This window comes from Halomonas sp. AOP27-A1-41 (assembly GCF_052378605.1).
In the GTDB taxonomy this organism is placed as follows: Bacteria; Pseudomonadota; Gammaproteobacteria; order Pseudomonadales; family Halomonadaceae; genus Vreelandella; species Vreelandella citrativorans.
In genome coordinates this window covers 88,357-107,262 of sequence record NZ_JBQSXT010000005.1, presented here as the reverse complement: position 1 = coordinate 107,262, position 18,906 = coordinate 88,357, and the positions used below count along the sequence as shown (strand labels likewise).

The 18,906-nt window shown below is 54.9% G+C and carries 18 protein-coding genes; 14 read left to right on the top strand and 4 right to left on the bottom strand.

Translation table 11 applies throughout. From position 1 onward, the window contains the following. Positions 1 to 18 precede the first annotated feature (18 nt). A complete protein-coding gene (locus ACT3TC_RS05530; protein WP_444639414.1) occupies positions 19 to 588 on the bottom strand; it encodes a hypothetical protein in 570 nt (189 codons plus the stop codon). 36 nt (positions 589 to 624) lie between these two features. After that, positions 625 to 1,098, bottom strand: coding sequence for a YchJ family protein (locus ACT3TC_RS05525; protein ID WP_444639413.1), 474 nt, complete (start codon positions 1,096 to 1,098; stop codon positions 625 to 627). Between the two features lie 188 nt (positions 1,099 to 1,286). Here ACT3TC_RS05525 and ACT3TC_RS05520 point away from each other — a divergent pair, with 188 nt between their 5' ends. Then, on the top strand, positions 1,287 to 1,601 hold the full coding sequence (locus ACT3TC_RS05520) for a hypothetical protein (RefSeq protein WP_444639412.1): 315 nt from the start codon (positions 1,287 to 1,289) through the stop codon (positions 1,599 to 1,601). A gap of 109 nt (positions 1,602 to 1,710) precedes the next feature. Here ACT3TC_RS05520 and argE read toward each other — a convergent pair whose 3' ends face one another. Next, positions 1,711 to 2,883 (bottom strand): acetylornithine deacetylase, encoded by a 1,173-nt coding sequence (gene argE, locus ACT3TC_RS05515; protein WP_444639411.1) that lies wholly within the window; start codon positions 2,881 to 2,883, stop codon positions 1,711 to 1,713. 218 nt (positions 2,884 to 3,101) lie between these two features. On the opposite strand from argE, the gene ugpB reads away from it, so the two are divergent. The 8 genes from ugpB to ACT3TC_RS05475 all read left to right on the top strand — a co-directional run bounded on the left by ugpB (position 3,102) and on the right by ACT3TC_RS05475 (position 10,467). Next, positions 3,102 to 4,430, top strand: a complete 1,329-nt coding sequence (gene ugpB / locus ACT3TC_RS05510) for a sn-glycerol-3-phosphate ABC transporter substrate-binding protein UgpB (protein WP_172117663.1) — start codon at positions 3,102 to 3,104, stop codon at positions 4,428 to 4,430. Between the two features lie 161 nt (positions 4,431 to 4,591). Further along, a complete protein-coding gene (gene ugpA / locus ACT3TC_RS05505) occupies positions 4,592 to 5,476 on the top strand; it encodes a sn-glycerol-3-phosphate ABC transporter permease UgpA (RefSeq protein ID WP_444639410.1) in 885 nt (294 codons plus the stop codon). 18 nt (positions 5,477 to 5,494) lie between these two features. Then, positions 5,495 to 6,343 (top strand): sn-glycerol-3-phosphate ABC transporter permease UgpE, encoded by an 849-nt coding sequence (gene ugpE, locus ACT3TC_RS05500; RefSeq protein ID WP_193053613.1) that lies wholly within the window; start codon positions 5,495 to 5,497, stop codon positions 6,341 to 6,343. A 1-nt stretch (position 6,344) separates the two neighbouring features. Further along, the gene (locus tag ACT3TC_RS05495; protein ID WP_444639409.1) at positions 6,345 to 7,400 is read left to right on the top strand and encodes a sn-glycerol-3-phosphate import ATP-binding protein UgpC; all 1,056 of its coding nucleotides are present in this window, start codon (positions 6,345 to 6,347) and stop codon (positions 7,398 to 7,400) included. Between the two features lie 162 nt (positions 7,401 to 7,562). After that, positions 7,563 to 8,780, top strand: a complete 1,218-nt coding sequence (locus ACT3TC_RS05490) for an RNA polymerase sigma factor (RefSeq protein WP_444639408.1) — start codon at positions 7,563 to 7,565, stop codon at positions 8,778 to 8,780. A gap of 105 nt (positions 8,781 to 8,885) precedes the next feature. Beyond that, a complete protein-coding gene (locus ACT3TC_RS05485) occupies positions 8,886 to 9,728 on the top strand; it encodes a YciI family protein (protein ID WP_444639407.1) in 843 nt (280 codons plus the stop codon). Next, positions 9,725 to 10,102, top strand: coding sequence for a YciI family protein (locus tag ACT3TC_RS05480; RefSeq protein WP_172117669.1), 378 nt, complete (start codon positions 9,725 to 9,727; stop codon positions 10,100 to 10,102). Before ACT3TC_RS05485 ends, ACT3TC_RS05480 begins: the two co-directional genes overlap by 4 nt. Next, positions 10,099 to 10,467, top strand: a complete 369-nt coding sequence (locus ACT3TC_RS05475; protein ID WP_193053616.1) for a DUF1428 domain-containing protein — start codon at positions 10,099 to 10,101, stop codon at positions 10,465 to 10,467. The genes ACT3TC_RS05480 and ACT3TC_RS05475 overlap by 4 nt, the downstream gene beginning before the upstream one ends. Before the next feature lie 77 nt (positions 10,468 to 10,544). On the opposite strand, the gene ACT3TC_RS05470 is transcribed toward ACT3TC_RS05475, so the two are convergent. Then, complete coding sequence (locus ACT3TC_RS05470; RefSeq protein WP_444639406.1) at positions 10,545 to 12,191, bottom strand: bifunctional metallophosphatase/5'-nucleotidase; 1,647 nt, start codon at positions 12,189 to 12,191, stop codon at positions 10,545 to 10,547. Positions 12,192 to 12,528: 337 nt separating this feature from the next. Here ACT3TC_RS05470 and phnD point away from each other — a divergent pair, with 337 nt between their 5' ends. From phnD to ACT3TC_RS05445, 5 genes are all read left to right on the top strand, one after another. Further along, positions 12,529 to 13,410 carry a phosphate/phosphite/phosphonate ABC transporter substrate-binding protein gene (gene phnD / locus ACT3TC_RS05465; RefSeq protein WP_444639405.1) on the top strand — a complete coding sequence of 294 codons (882 nt, stop codon included), beginning with the start codon at positions 12,529 to 12,531 and terminating at the stop codon, positions 13,408 to 13,410. Between the two features lie 99 nt (positions 13,411 to 13,509). Continuing rightward, the gene (gene phnC, locus ACT3TC_RS05460; protein ID WP_444639404.1) at positions 13,510 to 14,313 is read left to right on the top strand and encodes a phosphonate ABC transporter ATP-binding protein; all 804 of its coding nucleotides are present in this window, start codon (positions 13,510 to 13,512) and stop codon (positions 14,311 to 14,313) included. Between the two features lie 16 nt (positions 14,314 to 14,329). Further along, complete coding sequence (phnE, locus tag ACT3TC_RS05455) at positions 14,330 to 15,133, top strand: phosphonate ABC transporter, permease protein PhnE (protein WP_444639403.1); 804 nt, start codon at positions 14,330 to 14,332, stop codon at positions 15,131 to 15,133. Positions 15,134 to 15,394: 261 nt separating this feature from the next. After that, the gene (gene fdhF, locus ACT3TC_RS05450) at positions 15,395 to 18,361 is read left to right on the top strand and encodes a formate dehydrogenase subunit alpha (RefSeq protein ID WP_444639401.1); all 2,967 of its coding nucleotides are present in this window, start codon (positions 15,395 to 15,397) and stop codon (positions 18,359 to 18,361) included. Then, complete coding sequence (locus ACT3TC_RS05445; protein ID WP_444639400.1) at positions 18,361 to 18,894, top strand: DUF1641 domain-containing protein; 534 nt, start codon at positions 18,361 to 18,363, stop codon at positions 18,892 to 18,894. Before fdhF ends, ACT3TC_RS05445 begins: the two co-directional genes overlap by 1 nt. Positions 18,895 to 18,906 lie beyond the last annotated feature (12 nt).

Here is an 18,906-nt window from a genome sequence, read left to right as displayed (position 1 = left end):
CCTTGGCATTGATATCTTTCACCGTCCCAAGTGTACCCGTTCTGTGAGTGATACCAGCTCATTAAATTGCTCATCCAAATAGTCGCGATAAGTGCTCAGCGACCGATAATCAATTAATGAGCCATACTCATGTGTAATCCGATGACGTAATGGCTCGCTGGCAAGCGCGTAAGCTAACGCATCGTTCAAAACGGCAAGCTCTTCCGGCGATGCTCCCGCAGGTGCAAAGTCTGCATGGGAAAACGAAGCGAGTCCCGCCAGGTACGAAAGATCAATCGTTTGATGACTGCCGAGCAACGTATAACCATCGGGCGAGGCATTTTTGACATACTGAGCGCCCCGCATGGCTTCACGACCGGGCATATTAACCACAAGCACAGGCTGGTCTAGATAAATTTGTGCCGTGTCAAAAATATCCCGAAACAGCACATCGGTCGCCCCTCCTAAACCAAAGGGAATGACAACGGTAATTTCTCTATCCGGGTACCGATTTTCAGCAAACGCGAACGTCGTTCCCCACAATAACAACCCACTGACAAACCCTAATGTGATGCAATAACGAGCGAGTCCCCTGCCACTATATGCCATGACATCAACCCCTCGTTTTTATTAGTTAACGCATAGCTACTCTTTGCAACATAGCTTTAATTTTCGGCCGCTACCACAAAAGCAGGGATCGTTACGCCGCGGCTTGAGACGCACGACCTCAGGCGTCCCATCCACGTACCACCACCGGCTCTGCTCAAACACGAAACGCGAGTTTTCTTCAAGCATGTGCCAGCGGCCACGCTCTTTGAAATAAGCGCGAAAATGAACATAACCTTTATCAGCATCAGGGGGCGTCTCTTCGGATGCTGCTTTAACAATGGTGAGAGCTTTCCACTCGGTGTTAAGGTCCGGTGATAGCGCTTCAGGGCGAGTGCTCACGTACCAAGTGGCAAGCACGTAGTCGCACAGATTCAGCGCAAAGGCACTGTAGCGAGAGCGCATTAACGCTTCCGGGGTAGGGGCTAGCGCACCATCGTGGTAACGGCCACAGCATACGTCAGTCGACAATCCTGTACCGCAAGGGCAACTTTTTTCAATTAGAGACATCATAGAAAGGCTCATATATCACGGTCACTTAAGCCTAACCGATAATCCTTAAAACCGTCCTACACATGACCTATGTTTTAGTTCGATTTTGGCCCCATGTTAAGCGTATAGTGGCTGAGCAAGATTTTTTTTTGACTTACGGAGTACGAAACACGACCCCAATATTCTTTCCAAATGCAGCGGAGGTTCTCATGAAGGTTTATAAACCCGAATGGCAGTGCACGTTTAGCGTAAACGAAGGCGCAGAAGAATCAGCCAACTGGAAAGAGCGAGTCGCCTGGCGACTGCGGGCGATAGCCGACCGTTTGGACGGTGTTGGTCGGACGCTGAAGGTTAATTGTCATGTTTCTCCTCAGGTCAGCCAAGAGGAAGTGGATACCTGCTTGGGCAAAGGGTTTGAAGTGACCCAACAGCTGTTAACCCAGTTGGCGCATCAGCAAGCGTGTGAAGATGTGATGCGCAATGCCAAAGCCGAGCTTTTCGAACAGAACCACCAGCATCATTAACGTGGAGGAAGCTCCCACCCGTTGAGCGGGTGGGTTGAAATGCGTCCATTCACATCGTTTTCAAACACGTTCTCAGATACCTTTCCCCACGACGTTTTCAAGTGCTTGTCTAATCAGCGCGATAGGGTTGGTGTAGCGCGTCTCCCAAACGGTCCATAAACGCCAGGCACGCTTCAAGTTCGCTTTTCTCAATATATTCATCCGGCTGATGCGCTTGAGCGATACTGCCCGGACCCAGAATAATCGTTTGTAACCCTTGGCCTTGAAATTGCCCCGCCTCGGTGGCGTAGGCTACTGCGTGGTTGCAGCACTCATTTGGCAGGTGGTCTTTAGCCAAGCGCAGTACGGCGTGGTTATCTCGGTCGGCAAGGCCTGGCACCGTTACATTCAGCAGTTCGGTCGTAATTTGGACGTCCTTGCCACGCGCCCTTAGCTCGGCACTTAACGCGTCGGCATACGCTTCAAAACGCGCAAACACCTCATCAAACGTCTCGGTGGGCAGGTGGCGTATTTCCCACTCAAACTGGCACTCACGCGCCATGATATTGATCGCCGTACCGCCCTTGATCTTGCCCACGTGGAGGCTGGTGTGGGGTACGTTAAAGGCGTCGTCTACCTTGCCCTCCTCCACCAACGCCGCCATGGTGTCTTCGATGAAGGAGACCAATCGCGCTGCCACATGAATGGCCGAAGTGCCCTGGTTCACCTGACTGCTGTGCGCTTCGCGCCCTACGACGGTGGTGCGCAGATTAGTGGCGCCCTTCTGGGCCACGACGGGCTGCATGCTGGTCGGCTCACCGACAATGACGTGCGCGGTGGTTGAGTAGTGCTCGTAGAACCGTTTGATCAGCGCAGGCGCACCGACACAGCCAACCTCCTCGTCATAGGAAAAACCAAAATAGATCGGCTGCTGCAAAGGCGTTTTCACCCACGAGGGCACCATGGCAAGAGCGCAGGCAATGAAGCCTTTCATATCACAGGTGCCACGGCCGTAAAGCTTACCGTCCTGGCCGTCATGCAGGGCGAAAGGATCTGTCGACCAGGGCTGGCCTTCCACCGGCACCACATCGGTATGGCCGGAGAGCATCACTCCACCCGGCGCATCAGGGCCTATACGGGCAATCAAGTTCGCCTTGGTGCCGCAGGGGCTCATCACCCGTTCGGAGGCGACGCCGTACTCTTCAAGATAACCTTCGACAAACTCGATCAGCGCCAGGTTAGAGCCACGGGAGGTAGTATCGAAAGAGACCAGTTTGGTTAATAGCGCTATTGCGTCACTCATACGACTCTCATAGTTATGCACATTGTCTCAACCCTACCATCGCCCTCGCAGAGCGCCTACTACCAATGCCCTTGGATAAAACCCAAAGCTTTTATAAGACCCTGGTCCAGTTAGCATTCATCAAAATGTCATCTACACTCATTATTGTTCAGTGCACCCACAAATCTTAAAAAACGCATTGTGCCACCTGGCTCGCGCCAGGCCCAAAAGGAGCTCACATGTCTCGTTTTATGTTACGCGCGTTATCTACCGGCATCACCGCGGCTACGCTGAGTGTGTCCGCCCACGCCGCTACCGAGATCACCTGGTGGCACTCCATGGGCGGCGAGCTGGGCGAGCGCTTGAGCGCGCTTGCCGAAGACTTCAATGCCACCCAAGATGAGTACCGTGTTACGCCCTCCTACCGGGGTGAATACGAACAAACCATGGTTAACACCATTGCCGCTTTCCGCGCAGGCGAGCAGCCCCACATCGTACAAATTTACGAAGTAGGCACCGGCACCATGATGGCCGCCCAGGGCGCTATCTATCCGGTGTTTGAGCTGATGGAAGAGCACGGCAACACCTTTGACCCAGCTGATTATCTGCCTGTGGTAACCGGTTACTACACCGACACCAACGGCAACATGCTCTCCATGCCGTTCAACTCGTCCACACCGATTCTTTACTACAATAAAGCCATTTTTGAAGCGGCTGGCCTCGACCCTGAATCACCGCCTACTACGTGGGCTGAGATGGGCGAGATGGGTCAGCAAATCGTCGATGAAGGCGCAGCCTCTTGCGGTTTCACCATGGCCTACGCGGCCAACTGGGTCGGCCTTGAGAACTTCTCAGCGCTGCACAATCAGTCCATCGGCACCCAGGAAAACGGCTTCGGCGGTCTGGACACCGAGTTTGCCTTTAACGGCGACGTACAGGCGCGCTTTTGGGATCAGTTGAAAGAGTGGTCGGATAGCGGCGTCTACAGCTACGCAGGCCCAGCAAACGGCCCGGACGCGGCACCTTCGTTCTATTCCAGCGACTGCGCGATGTACATGAACTCGTCAGCATCACGCGCCGATGTGTTGGCTAACTCCGACTTCGACGTAGGCTTTGGCATGCTGCCCTACTACGACGACGTAGACGGTGCACCGCAAAACTCAATCATCGGCGGCGCAACTCTGTGGGTGCTTTCCGGCCATGAAGACGACGAGTACACCGGCGTTGCTGAATTCCTTGAGTACCTCTCCTTGCCTGAAATTCAGGCCGAGTGGCACCAGGGCACCGGCTACCTACCGATTACCACCGCCGCTTATGAGCTGAGCCAAGAGCAGGGTTACTACGACGAAAACCCAGGCGCGGATATCGCCATCGAGCAGATCAACTTAAACGAGCCGACAGAGAACTCCAAAGGCCTGCGCTTTGGCAACTACCCCCAAGTGCGCATGGTTCTGGACGAAGAGTTCCAGGCCGTACTAGCCGGCGACAAGAGCGGCCAGCAAGCGCTGGATGATGCGGCAAGCCGCGGCAATCAGATCCTGCGCGACTTTGAGGCAGCCAATAACTAAGCGCTTCGCGTTACTTGTCAACAAACCCCGGCTTTTATAGCCGGGGTTTGTTATAGGAGCCATCCCATACGCCCAAGTCACCGGGGCCTATGGGATGGCTTACTTCCTGGCAGCTGAGCACAGCGGCCAGCCGCACCAACGCCCGTACGACAGGATGTGTCATGCAGACCAAACGTTCCACCTATCAAAACCGGTGGCTCCCTTTCTTACTGTTAGCGCCGCAGTTGGCGATTACGCTGGTGTTTTTTATCTGGCCGGCAAGCCAGGCGGTTAAGTCGAGCTTCGAGCGCACCGATGCGTTCGGCTTTAAAACAACGTTTGTCGGTCTGGAGAACTATGCACGCGTTCTGGCCGACCCCAGCTACCTGAACGCGCTGGGGCGCACCGCGATTTTTTCCATCTCGGTGACGGTGCTTTCCATGAGCCTTGCGCTCTTGCTGGCCGTTTGTGTCAACCGTGTGCTGAAGAGCGCCAAGTTCTATACCACGCTTCTGGTATGGCCTTACGCTGTTGCTCCGGTAGTAGCGGGTGTGCTGTGGTGGTTCCTGTTTAACCCTACCATCGGTCTTCTGCCGCATCTGCTCGACTGGTTCGGTATCAGCTGGAATCACCGCGTTTCGGGCTCTCAAGCCATGATTTTGATCACCATTGCCGCCGCTTGGAAGCAGATCTCCTATAACTTCCTGTTTTTCCTGGCAGGGCTGCAATCTGTGCCGCAGTCACTCATGGAGGCGGCGGCCATTGATGGTGCGGGGCCCTTCAAGCGCTTTTGGAGCATCGTGCTCCCGCTGCTATCGCCCACCACTTTCTTCCTGCTGATCATCAACATCAACTACGTGATGTTCGACACCTTCGGGGTGATCGATGCCACCACCGCTGGCGGGCCTGGCCAAGCCACCATGACATTGGTCTACAAGGTCTACACCGATGGCGTAGCGGGGCTGAATATAGGCTCCTCATCCGCCCAGTCGGTCATGCTGATGGGCATCGTGATTATCTTGACGTTTATCCAGTTCCGATACGTGGAACGCCGGGTCAACTACTAGTGCGTTAAGGAAGTAAACATGGTTGAAAACAGACCCTTTCTAAATATTCTGACCCACCTGGTGCTTATCGCAGGCGTATTGGTGGTGGCGTTCCCGGTATACGTGGCCTTTATCGCCTCGACCCACGAATCCAGCGCCTTCGTGCGTGGGGTGCTGCCGCTGCTTCCCGGCGACAACATGTTTGCATCCTACCGGCAGATGCTCAGTTCCGGTTGGCAGGTAGGCGGCACGCCGCCGGTCTGGCTGATGCTGGGTAACTCGCTGATCATGGCGCTAACCATTGCGATCGGTAAGATCGCTATTTCGATTCTCTCCGCCTTTGCGATTGTCTATTTCCGCTTTCCGTTTCGCATGCTGGCGTTCTGGATCATTTTTATCACGCTGATGCTGCCGGTCGAAGTTCGCATCATCCCCACCTACGCCGTTGTGGCAGATCTCGGCATGCTGAACTCCTATGCGGGCTTAACCCTGCCACTGATTGCCTCCGCTACCGCGACCTTCCTGTTCCGCCAGTTCTTCATGACCGTACCGGAAGAGCTGATGGAGGCCAGCCGAGTGGATGGCGCCGGGCCGATGAAGTTCTTCAAGGACATACTGCTGCCGGTATCGATCACCAATATCGCCGCTCTCTTTGTGATCATGTTTATTTACGGCTGGGTGCAGTACCTGTGGCCACTGCTGGTCACCACCGACGAAGACTTCTACACCATCGTGCTGGGCATCAAGCGCCTGATGGCCTCGTCCGACCGCGTACCCGCCTGGAACCTCATTATGGCGACCGTCACGCTTGCCATGCTGCCGCCGGTATTAGTGGTGCTGTTTATGCAAAAACTGTTCGTGAAAGGCCTGACCGAGACGGAGAAATAAGATGGCCAGTATTACCCTGGAAGGGCTTAGAAAAACCTACGCAGGCGACGTCCATGCCGTTAAAGGCATTGACCTGGCGATTGAAGACGGTGAGTTCGTGGTGCTGGTAGGCCCTTCAGGCTGCGGTAAATCCACGCTGTTACGCATGGTGGCCGGGCTTGAAACGATTACCGACGGCACGCTCAAAATTGGTGATCAGGTAGTCAACAGTCTCGAACCCGCCGAGCGCGATATCGCCATGGTATTCCAAAACTACGCGCTCTATCCGCACATGACGGTGTACAACAACCTCGCTTACGGGTTGAAAAACCGCGGCTTTAAAAAACCCGAGATCGAAGAGCGGGTACGTAAAGCGGCCAAAATGCTTGAAATCGAAGAGTATCTGGAGCGCAAGCCGCGCAAGCTCTCCGGCGGTCAGCGCCAGCGCGTGGCCATGGGCCGGGCATTGGTGCGCGAGCCCGCGGCCTTCTTGTTCGACGAACCGCTCTCCAACCTGGATGCCAAGCTGCGTGTGCAGATGCGTGTGGAGATCAAGCAGCTTCAGCGGCGCCTGAAGACTACCAGCCTCTACGTCACCCACGACCAGTTAGAAGCGATGACGCTGGGCGATCGCTTAGTGGTGCTTAGCGCTGGCAAAATCGAGCAGGTAGGCACGCCCATGGAGATCTACGCGCGCCCTGCGTCGATGTTTGTAGCAGGCTTTATTGGCTCGCCTGCGATGAACATGGTGCCGCTTGAGTACCTGCAAACGCGCGGCACCCATGACCTGCTAAACGATCTTCCCGCCGAGACCGACACAGTCGGCATTCGCCCGGACGATATGCGCCTTTCGCCACCCGATACACCGCACCTCGTGGTCGACTCCACGCTTGAGCTGTTTGAAGCCGCCGGTGCCGAAAGCCACCTTTATGTACGACTCGCCGACAGCGACCAGCCCACTGTGATTCGGGTGAGTGGCCAGCCGCCGGTCAACGAAGGCGAAACACTACGTTTCTATGTCACCCGCAAAGCGCTGCACCCGTTTAATAGCGTGACAGGTCTGCGCACGGGGGACTAACTCGATTTCTTACGCAAAAAGTTGGCAAGCAAACGGTCAATAAAAAACAGACAGTAAAAAAATAATCAGTCAAAAAAGGCGCCATGGGCTAGGTTTGAGAAAGCATCATTGACGCTTACCTACTGCGGCGCCCTTTACATAGGGGCAAATGGGTCTTCTACCATGCGTGCTCCCCCCTCATTACTCGACACCCTTTATCGTACTCATGCCAGACGTGTTCAGGCGACCCTGATTCGTCTGCTGGGCGATTTCGAGCTTGCTGAGGAAGCCATGCAAGATGCCTTTGTCGCCGCGGCTCAACAGTGGCCTGCCAAAGGCTCCCCCGATAACCCTCAGGCGTGGCTGATTCGCACCGGCTATTACTGCGGAATCGATCAAATTCGTCGACGCAGTACAGCACGCCGCCGGGCACATTTGCTATTACCGATGGAAGAAACCTGGGAATTCGACGATGTCGCTATCGCAGATGACTCACTGCGGCTGCTGTTTACCTGCTGCCACCCAAGCTTGAGCATAGAAGCACGCCTTGCGCTAACACTGCGTGAGATGTGTGGGCTAACCACTGAGCAAGTCGCCCGTGCCCTTCTGATGAAACCTTCCACCGTGGCACAGCGCATCGTACGGGCAAAACGCAAGATTCGCGATGCGCATATTCCCTATGCGGTACCTGCGCCGGAGGCATTGCCCGAGCGTTTGCCGGACGTACTCCAGATTATTTACCTGGTTTTCAATGAAGGTTATTCAAGCAGTAGCGGCACGGCGGTGGTCGATATCAGCCTGACCCGCGAGGCGCTACGTCTTGGCGAGGAACTGGCAGCGTTGCTACCCCAGGGTGAAGTGTTTGGGCTACTGGCACTCATGCTGCTTACTAACGCCCGCCGGGATGCCCGCCAGGATAAACAAGGCGGCCTGGTCACACTGGAAGCGCAAAACAGGCGCTTATGGCACCAGAAGGAAATTCACACAGGTATTGAGTGGCTCGAACAGGCACTCGCCCTTACCCCTGTTGGTTTTTATACCCTCCAAGCCTCAATTGCCGCTGTACACGCCCAAGCCCATGACCCTGGGCAAACCGACTGGGCACGGGTTGTCCGGCTGTATGACGCTTTATGCCGCCATTACCCATCGCCTGTCCTGACCTTGAATCGCGCGGTGGCCGTTGCCATGCATGATTCTCCAGCAACCGGATTGAGCCTGCTTGATGAGCTATCTCACCATCCTCAACTCTCTCGCTACTATTTATTGTATGCGGCACAGGCGGATTTGCTACGTCGACAGGGCAACAATGACGCCGCGCGCGATGCCTACCAAAAGGCGCTGACACTAACCACTCAGGGACCAGAAAAACGCTTTTTGCTCGACAGATTGACCGAGCTTTAAGCATCGCTATAAAAACATCGTTATAAAAAAATAATCTACAGGCCTGTCGATTTGCGAACACGCCAGACGTCTAGAGAGTATCCACCACAATAAAAGAGACTCTCAATGAAATTCATGCTGATACGGCGTGCCGATGCGGCCACCGAAAATGGCGTTATGCCATCTCAGGAAATGCTTGCCGCCATGGCTGATTACAACGAGCGCATGATGCAGGCAGGCGTACTCGTAAGCGGCAACGGCTTACATCCAACAAGCGATGGCTGCCTGATCCAGTTCAATAACGGCACTCCCACTATCCTCCCCGGCCCTCTGGCTCCTGCCAGTGAGCGTATCGCTGGTTATAGCGTGCTGGAGACACCTTCACTTGACGTCGCTTTGGAGTGGGCACAACAGTGGCCAACGCTGGATGCCGACGGCAACGTACTCCTTGAGCTAAGGCGCTACTTTACACTTGAGGAGTTTGAGCCCGGCGCAGGCTTGGATAAGCATCACGACCATGCTCGCGTACCGGATGCCATGAATGTGTATGTCGCCTTTCCTGGCACCTGCCGGGAAGCCATGCAGTTCTATGCCGACGTGCTCGGCGGCCACATAGAGTGCTTGCTGACTTACGTAGAAACCCCAGCGGCGGAACATGCGCCTCCCTCACTGCATGACCGCATCATCCACGCCTCGCTGAACCTACGCGGTCGTCGCTTGATGGGCGCCGACATGGCGCCTGAACAGTACATGCCACCACAAGGCGTGCAGATTCAGCTGGAGTATCAGGAGATCGAGCAAGCCTCCCTAACCTTTGCACGACTTTCCGAAGGCGGAGAGGTGATCATGCCTTTTGAACCAACATTCTGGTCTGCAGGGTTTGGCATGGCCACTGACCGCTTTGGCGTGCAGTGGATGATCAATGTGTCGGCGGATAGTTGCCTTTCTACTGAAGGAGAAACGCCATGAAATATGCGGCCTTAGTGTATTACCAGGAACAACTTATTAGTGCCATGAGCGACCAGGCGTGGCATGACCTTAATCAGGAGTGCATCGCGGGGGTAGAGCGACTGAGCGCTCAAGGAAGTTACCTGGCCGGTGAAGCGCTGCAGCCAATAGACACTGCTACCACGGTGCGTGTACGCAATGGCGAGACAGTGATTACCGACGGTCCGTTTGCGGAAACCAAAGAACAGCTTGCCGGTTTTTACCTGCTCGAAGCGCGTGATTTAAACGAGGCGCTACAGCTAGCCAGCCGCATTCCACCCGCGAGACTCGGCAGCATTGAAGTACGCCCCATTCGAGAACTCCCGCCCAAAGCCCAGACTGGAGAAGCATCATGAGCACCACCACTCAACGCTATATTGATGGTTTCGTCGCGGCCGTGCCCACGGCTAATAAAGAAATATTCATCGAGCACGCCCGTGTTGCTGCCGAAGTTTTCAAAGAGCATGGCGCGCTGCGGGTAGTCGAGTGCTGGGGCGAGGATGTCCCCGAAGGGGAAATCACCTCTTACTCCATGGCTGTTCAGCGCAAGGATAATGAAACCATTATCTTCTCGTGGATCGAATGGCCATCCCGCGCCGTGCATGATGAGGCGATGCCCAAGGTCATGAAGGACCCACGCTTACAGCCGGATATCAATCCAATGCCGTTTGATGGCAAGCGGGCGATATTCGGTAGTTTTGCCACGCTTATCGATGAGTGACCAAGCTTCTGCCTGGCTTTCATGACTCTGAATAAGGACCGCCTCTACGTAACGTCCAGGCGGCCCGTCATCCGCGTTTAATGCTGGCGAGCCTGGTCCGTGATGCGCCCTTCAACCTGATAATCCACGTCACCTAACGAAACTATATGGTCACGCAACATTTCCCAGTCGGTATTGCCGACAATGGTGCTGCGCTCATCCTCATAGGCGGCTTCTAACGCGGTATGGCTGTCGCCACCAGCTGCGGTAAAATGGTTGGTGGCGATGGTGTAGGTACTTTCAGGGTCTACCGGCTGCAACGTGCCATTGTGCGTCACCTTCAAGCTTACAACGCGCTCACCGACGGGTTGGCGGCTGTCATATACCAACTCGGTACCGTTCGACACCTGCAGAAAACCGCCGTTTTCATCCGGGGCGTTTGCCAGCCCGATCTCGAACGTTTCCAAAAGCTCCGCGCCCGTCACGCTCACCAGCGCCAGGCGATTGCCAAACGGCTGCACGGCAACCAGCTCACCCACACTCACATCACCCTGGGCGATGGGCTCACGAATACCGCCGCTATTTTGAATGGCCAGCACGGTTTCCAGGTTCACCCGGCGGGCGGCAGCAAGCTGACCATCGGCAATTAGATTGCCCAGCGCCGTTTCATCGGCACGCACGCTCTGTTCATCACCCTTGCTGTGGCGGGGGTTAGGCAGGGCTGAAACCACCCGAGCGCCCACCAGCGTATCGCGCACCTCCTCAATTTTCGCGGTATACGGCGCCAAGAGGGCGGCAGCTTCGGCGTCTGGCTCGCGCTCTGCGGCGGCAAGCAGCTCCCCGTTAGCCTCCAGTACGTTGCCATTATCATCGAACGTTACCTGCATGACGCCCAGATGCTGACCGTACTCGCCTGCCTGACCAATCACGGTGGGCGCTATCGGCTCGCCCCGGTCGTTTTCGGTTAGCATAACAGGGGCTTGCAAGTGAGTATGGCTGTGCCCGCCGATGATCACGTCCACCCCCTCCACGTGCTGGGCAAGTAACAGGTCGTTGCCCATACTCGGGTCGCTGTCGTAACCCAGGTGAGTAAGCGCGACGATCTTGTTGACCCCTTGGGCTTCAAACGCTGCCACCATCGCTTCAGCGGCCGCCCTATAATCGTCAATGGTTACCTTACCAAGGCTGGAGACGGTCTCGCTGCTTTGCGTGCTTAGCCCGAAGATGCCGATTCGCTCGCCACCTTGCTCTACCACAATGCCATCGTAAAGGTGGCCAGGCTTAGGCTTATGTTCGGGCTCGGCACTGATCGAATCACCGAGTAGATCGGCAAACTCCGGCGAGGTAGAGAAATCCAGATTCGCGCCCACAACAGGAAAGTCTGCGGCAGCAAAGAAAGCCGCAAGAGCCTGATGCCCCTCTTCCGGATCGCCCAGGTCGAACTCATGGTTACCGGGCACGAACGCGTCATAGCCCATCAGGTTCATGAACTCGACGGCGTCCTGCCCTTGGTATTCAGTGAAATAGAGCGTACCCGAAAAGATATCCCCAGCGTCCAGCAGCAATCCGTCGCCGAACTGCTCGCGCGCCTCGCCCAGCGTGGTGATGAGCTGAGGGTAGTGGTCGGTGCGTCCGTGCAGGTCATTGGTATGAAAAATGGTCAGCGTATAGGGCGCAGCATACGCCGAGGTAGTCAGCAGCCCCGCCGCTATCCCTAGCGCAATACTGTGAGGAATAAGACGCATCAGTATGGTTCCTTTTATATAAGCGTTATAGCAAAACGATAGCGTGCCCTAAAAGCCTGACAAATTGGTGACGGTCCTTATGCATGTCATTTCAGCGCACTCATTTACCTTAGCTTAAGTGATACAAAAATAGCCTTTTACCTCATTTCACTCACGGCAACAGGCAGACTAAATAGCCCTCACTGTTCAAACCACCATGTCATGAGATAGAGATAAGACCGTCATCTTCGCTACACCAAAGTGTCATCAACAGCTGCCACTCTATGGAGCCATCACTCCATGCTAGGCAAGCTACAGCTGCGTCGCCTCTGATATCTCCTCTCTTGGGAAGCTCACAATGCACAAGTCACTCCTCGCGCTTGCACTCTCCACCGCCGCAACGCTGGCAACAACTGCCACCACCCATGCCAATGAAGATTTAAGCGGCATTTGCCCTAACCCACTGCGCATGGCCGATACGGGTATTGAAGGCATGGGGCCACTGGCAGAAGCGTTTGGCCCCTTCGCTGAGACGTTTGAGGAAACGACCGGACTTGAGCTTAAGATGTTTAGCCTAAGCAACCGTACAGCGGCAGGCACAGCGCTTCAATATGACGATGTGGACCTGGTATTTGCCGGTCCTTCGGAGTTCGTGCTGTTCGATCGCGAAAGCGATATTGAAATTCTGTTCGCCATCGAGCGCCCACACTATGGCAGCAGCTTCTATGTGCCCGCCGATAGCGATATCGAATCTCTTGAAGATTTAGCAGGCAATCGCGTAGCGCTGAAGGATGTTGGCTCTACCAGTGGACATATTTTCCCAAGCCAAATGCTGGTGGATGCCGGGCTGGATATTAACCGGGACCTGGAAATTATCATGGCTGGCGACGCGCGTATTGCTGCCTTGGTCAATGGCGATGTCGATGCCATGGGCGGCGGCAATCGCGACATTGATGAGATTCAAGCCATGGATCCTAACGGCGAATACCGTGTTATCGCCAATAGCGACGTACTGCCTGGCGACCCGGTGGTTATGCGGGGCTCTTTAGATGATGCCTGTAAAACAGCACTGCGTGACACGCTAAATGCCAATGCCGATACGCTGTGGAGTGCACTGATTGCCACAGAGCGCAACGAAGGCAAATTCTTAAACCGAGACTCATCACTGGGCTTTGACCGCACCAATGAAGATTACGACGTAGTCCGTCAAGCGTACGAAGCCGCGGGCATTCCCCTTTAACGGTTAGGTACCCAACATGCACAGGGACGTGCCGTTTAAAGGTTTCAACATGATGGCCTATAACCTCCCCCTCCTGGCAGCAACGCAGGAGGTTTTTGTATGAATGCGATCACGATTACTGACTTGCATAAATACTACGCAAAGCTTCATGTGTTGCGCGGCTTGAATCTCAGCGTTAGCCAAGGCGAATGCGTTATTTTGCTGGGCGCCAATGGATGCGGAAAATCGACACTGATGCGCTGTCTCAACGGCTTGGCCCCCCACGACCAAGGCAGTATCCACATCCTGGGTGAGCCGCTAACGCGCCTGTCGACAGCCCAAATGCGCAGGCTGCGCCAGAAAATAGGCGTTGTGTTCCAGCAGTTCAATCTGGTGCAAAACGTGAGTGTTTTTCAAAACGTTTTATACGGTGCACTTGGCCAGCAGCGTTTAGGACTTCTCACCAGCCTTGCCTGTTTCGCCAGTGATGAGCTGCGCGAGCGGGCGATGGCGGCGCTTGAGCGAGTAGGGTTGGCGCATAAAGCACAGGCTGAATGTCGGGCACTTTCAGGCGGCCAGCAGCAGCGCGTGGCCATCGCCAGAACGCTTATGCAGGATGCCAAAATTATTATTGCAGATGAGCCTGTTGCCAGCCTCGACCCTAAAGCCGGCCGTGAAATCATGGACTTATTGCTGGATGTCGTGACAGAGCGAGGCATGACGGTGCTCTGCACGCTGCATCAGCTAGAGCTCGCCCAGCAATACGGCGACCGTATTGTGGGGATGAAAGCAGGAAGAATTGTTCTGGACTCGCCACGCCAACAGGTCGAATTAGACGATATGCAGCAACTGTATCAAGGCGAGACCCGTGTCGATCAACCACTGCTTTCGACCCCTACTCGTTTAACGCCCGTTACCCACTAACTGCCGAGAGCAGCCCATGCCTACTAATCGTCCGCTTGCGACGGCGTTGCCGCCCCGATTTAAACGACCGTCACTGTTTACCTGGGGTATTGCGCTGGCGTTTTTAGCCCTGTTTATTCAAGGCACCATGGCGACCAACGTCACGCTTGAGCGCTTGCTACGCGGAATCGTGAATCTGAGCCATTTCCTGGGCCGCGCTTTCCCTCCCGATCTCAGCAATCTGGATGTATTGGCATGGTCGATGTTTGAAACGCTAAACATTGCCATTGTGGGCGTGACGATTGGGGTAATACTTAGCCTACCGTTTGCCTTGCTGTCGGCACGTAATACCACCCCCGCCTCCTGGGTTCGCACCCTAACGCGGCTTATTGTTTCGACGATGCGCACCATTCCGGACCTGATTTGGGCGCTTATTTTCGTGGTGGCCGTTGGCTTGGGCCCCATGGCTGGCGTGCTGGCAATCATCATGGATACTATCGGTTTCGCAGCACGCTTTTTCTCGGAACGTATCGAAGAAGTCCACCCGGGGCCTTCTGAAGCGCTTAGCGCTACCGGTGCGGGTAAGCTTTCAGTGATCGGCGGCGCAATTTTGCCGGAAACGTTGGCTTCCATGACCGCGACTAGCCTATATAGCGTCGAAAAGGCCCTGCGCTCAGCGGTTACGTTAGGCCTGGTCGGGGCTGGCGGCATCGGTGTTGAGTTAGCTGCTGCCATGCGGCTTTTCAATTTTGATCGCGCACTGACTATTATTTTATTCATTCTGGTGGTCGTGATTGCCTTTGAGCAATTGTCCTCACAAATCCGGAAACGAGTGATTTAGCGAACAATCAAATATAAGCGCTTACTTATCTAAAATCGCCGTTGGCTGTCACTATAAATGCGCTAATACAGAAGGCCGCGGCGTCTCCGGAATACTCATTCATGCCACTTTTATTCCCCTTTCACGCTTTAACTTAAGTTCAATCCCGGGCCGCCCGCTTTTACAACCCTCCCCCCTTGACTACCTTTTGACCAATACATCTGCGCATTAAAGAGGATTGATACGAGGATAAAAACAAGGGATCCATGGCGGAATGCCCACATGAACCGACCGTGCACGATTACGTTTGATGATAGAACATTAACCGGCAACGCCGGTGAACCGCTAATCGACTTTCTAAAAGCCCAAGGCATTAGCGTACCCAGCGTCTGCTATCACCCCTCCCTGGGGCCTATCGAAACCTGCGATACGTGCTGGGTCCATGTTAACGGCGAGATAAAACGAGGCTGTACGCTGCGTACCAAAGAGGGTCTTAACGTTTCCAGCCAAGACAGAGAGGCCGAAGCCGCTCGCCATGAAGGCATGGATCGTCTATTAGCCAAGCACGAGCTTTACTGCACCGTGTGCGAGAACAACAATGGCGACTGCACGGTGCACAACGCACTGGTAGAAATGCAAATCCCCATCCAGCGCTACGAATTCACGTCCAAGCCTCATGAAAAGGATACTTCAAGCCCTTTCTGCACTTACGACCCGGACCAGTGCATTCTGTGCGGCCAATGCGTGGAAGCGTGCCAAAACGTCGAAGTTAATGAGACGCTGAGCATCGACTTTTCCAGCGAAGACCCGCGCGTACTCTGGGACGGTGGCGAAAAGATCAACGACTCAAGCTGCGTACATTGCGGCCACTGTGTAACGGTCTGTCCGTGTAATGCGCTGCAGGAAAACAGCATGTACGGCCAGACAGGCCCGCTGACCGCACTGCCCTGGTCGCTTAAGCGGCCGATGATTGAAATAGTCAAGGAAGTCGAAAACACCACCAGCGCTACACTCATCACCGGTGTTTCAGAACTGGATGCCGCTTTGCGCGAGCCGGGCATCAAACGTACAAAAACGGTATGCACCTACTGCGGTGTAGGCTGCGCGTTTGAGATGTGGACCCGTGATCGCAACATTCTTAAGGTTCAGCCCACGCCAGATGCCCCGGCTAACGGTATCTCCACCTGCATCAAGGGCAAATTTGCCTGGGACTTTGTAAACAGTGAAAAACGCCTCACGACACCGCTGATTCGGGAAAAGGGTCAGTTCCGTGAAGCCAGTTGGGACGAAGCGCTGGACCTGGTGGCGAGCCAACTGATAAGCGTGCGCGACACCCACGGCCCACAGAGCGTGGGCTTTATTGGCTCCAGTAAAGCCAGCAACGAAGAGGCCTATCTAACGCAGAAAATTGCCCGGCTGATCATTGGCACCAACAGCGTGGATAATTCATCCCGCTACAGCCAAAACCCGGCGACTAAAGGGCTTTTCCGCACCGTGGGTTACGGTGGCGATGCCGGTACTATCAAGGACATAGAGCAGGCTGAAGTAGTGGTGCTGGTAGGCAGCAATACCGCCGAAAACCACCCAGTGATTGCCTCGCGCATCAAGTCCTCACAGAAGCTGCACGGCCAAAAGCTGGTGGTGTTCGACCCGCGCAAACATGAAATGGCCGAGCGGGCGAATCTTTTCATGCGCCCCAATGCCAGCACCGATTTAATCTGGGCGTCGGCGCTATCACGCTATATGTTCGATAACGGCCTGGCCGACCATGAATTCCTTGAGCGCTGGGTCAATAACGTCGATGAGTATCGTGAATCGCTGGCGCCGTTTACACTTGATTTTGCGGAACAGAAAACCGGCATTCCCAAGCAACAGTTGATTGAGGCCGCTGAATTAATCGGCCGGGCAAAACGTGTCTGCCTGCTATGGGCCATGGGAATTACTCAACATAGCCACGGTTCGGATACCAGCACCGCGCTTTCCAACTTGCTGCTGGTCACTGGTAACTACGGCAAGCCAGGTACCGGCGGTTACCCCATGCGCGGTCATAATAACGTGCAAGGCGCCAGCGACTTTGGCTGCTTGCGCAACATGTACCCAGGCTATGAAAAGGTCACCGACGAAGATGCCCGAAAGCGGTGGGCCAAAGGTTGGGGCGTTAAGCCTGAACAGCTCTCCAGTGAAATCGGTTATGGCAACTTCCTGATGGTGCAAGCCGCCGCCGAGGACAAGCTTAAAGCCATGTACATTATTGGCGAGGAAACGGCCTTCTCCGACTCCAATACCCATAACGTCCATTCCGCATTTGAAAGCCTCGACTTTATGGTCGTGCAGGACATGTTTTTAAGCCGTACCGCAGAGTTTGCCGATGTCGTGCTGCCCGCCTGCCCCAGCGTCGAGAAAGACGGCTCCTTTGTTAATACCGAGCGGCGTATTCAGCGCTTCTATCAGGTGCTCGAACCGCTGGGCGACAGCCGCCCGGATTGGCGTATTTTAACGGACCTTGCCGCGCGAATGGGCCACGATTGGGGCTATAACCATCCCGCCGAAATCATGGCAGAGTGTGCATCTATATCCCCCATGTTCGCGGGGGTCAGCTACGAGCGCCTGGAAGGCTGGAAGTCGTTGCTCTGGCCGGTTGCCGAGGACGGCACCGATACGCCACTGCTGTATACCGATGGATTTCCGACGGAGGATGGCAAAGCTAGCCTGTTTCCACTGGAGTGGAAAGAGCCTTCAGAGGCCTCGGATAAAGAGTACGACCTTATGTTGAACAACGGTCGTCTGTTGGAACAGTTTCAGGGAACCAATCAGACTGGCCGCTCACCGGGTATTTGTGACCAGGTAGCCCATGGGTTTGTTGAAGTTAGCCCCGAGCTTGCCGCCGAGCGCGGGATCGAAGACGGTACGTGGGTCAAGATAGCTTCACGTCGGGATAGCATTGAGTTTCCAGCTGTTGTCACCGAGCGTGCCGCAGGAAAAACTCTTTTTATGCCCATTCACTTCGGCAAACCGGGGGTTAACTCGCTGACCGGCGAACATAATGACCCCGATGTGCAAACACCTGCTTATAAGGAAGTTGCCGTAAAGCTTGAAGTGCTCGACAAACACACCGCCCTCCCGCTCCCCAGTAACAACTACCGCTACGGCCACCGTACGCCCAATAAGGGCGTTGCGGTCGAGGTCAAATGGGCAAAGGATGACTACCAGCTTCCGCCTGCCCAGCAAACCAATCCGAGGAAAATGTGATGGCCGAACGAATTTCCTACGACGTGCCGCCGCCTACTATCGGCCCGGATGCTCAGGAGGAACTTGATAAGCTGGTGCAAACGCTCCATGAGCACGGTCTGCTGCGGTTTGCCAATGACATGGTTGCCTCTAATCATGAGCTAATGCGTATTGCGGTAGACGGGTTAAATAAACCTGGCTCGCTTAACACTATTCAAAACTTATCGGTCATCGTGATGACGCTTTCAACGCTACCGCCAGATCGATTTTACCAAGTGATGTTTGCGCTTAAAGAGGGAATTGAGCAGGTTGGTAACCATCGCCATGAGGACAAGGCCAAGCACAAGGAGCAAGCACGAAGCCAAGACAAAGAGAAAGAAGAAAAAGACAGCGCCCCCGGCATCACCGGGGTGTATCACATGCTCAAAGATGACGAGCTGTGGTATGCCCTTAAACCGATTCTGGCAGGCCTGCGGGCTTTTTCCGAGCGGCTGGACCAGCCCATAGATAAACCGGTGACGGATTTCACCGGCAAGCCTACCGAAGGGCCTTAAACATATTGCTTA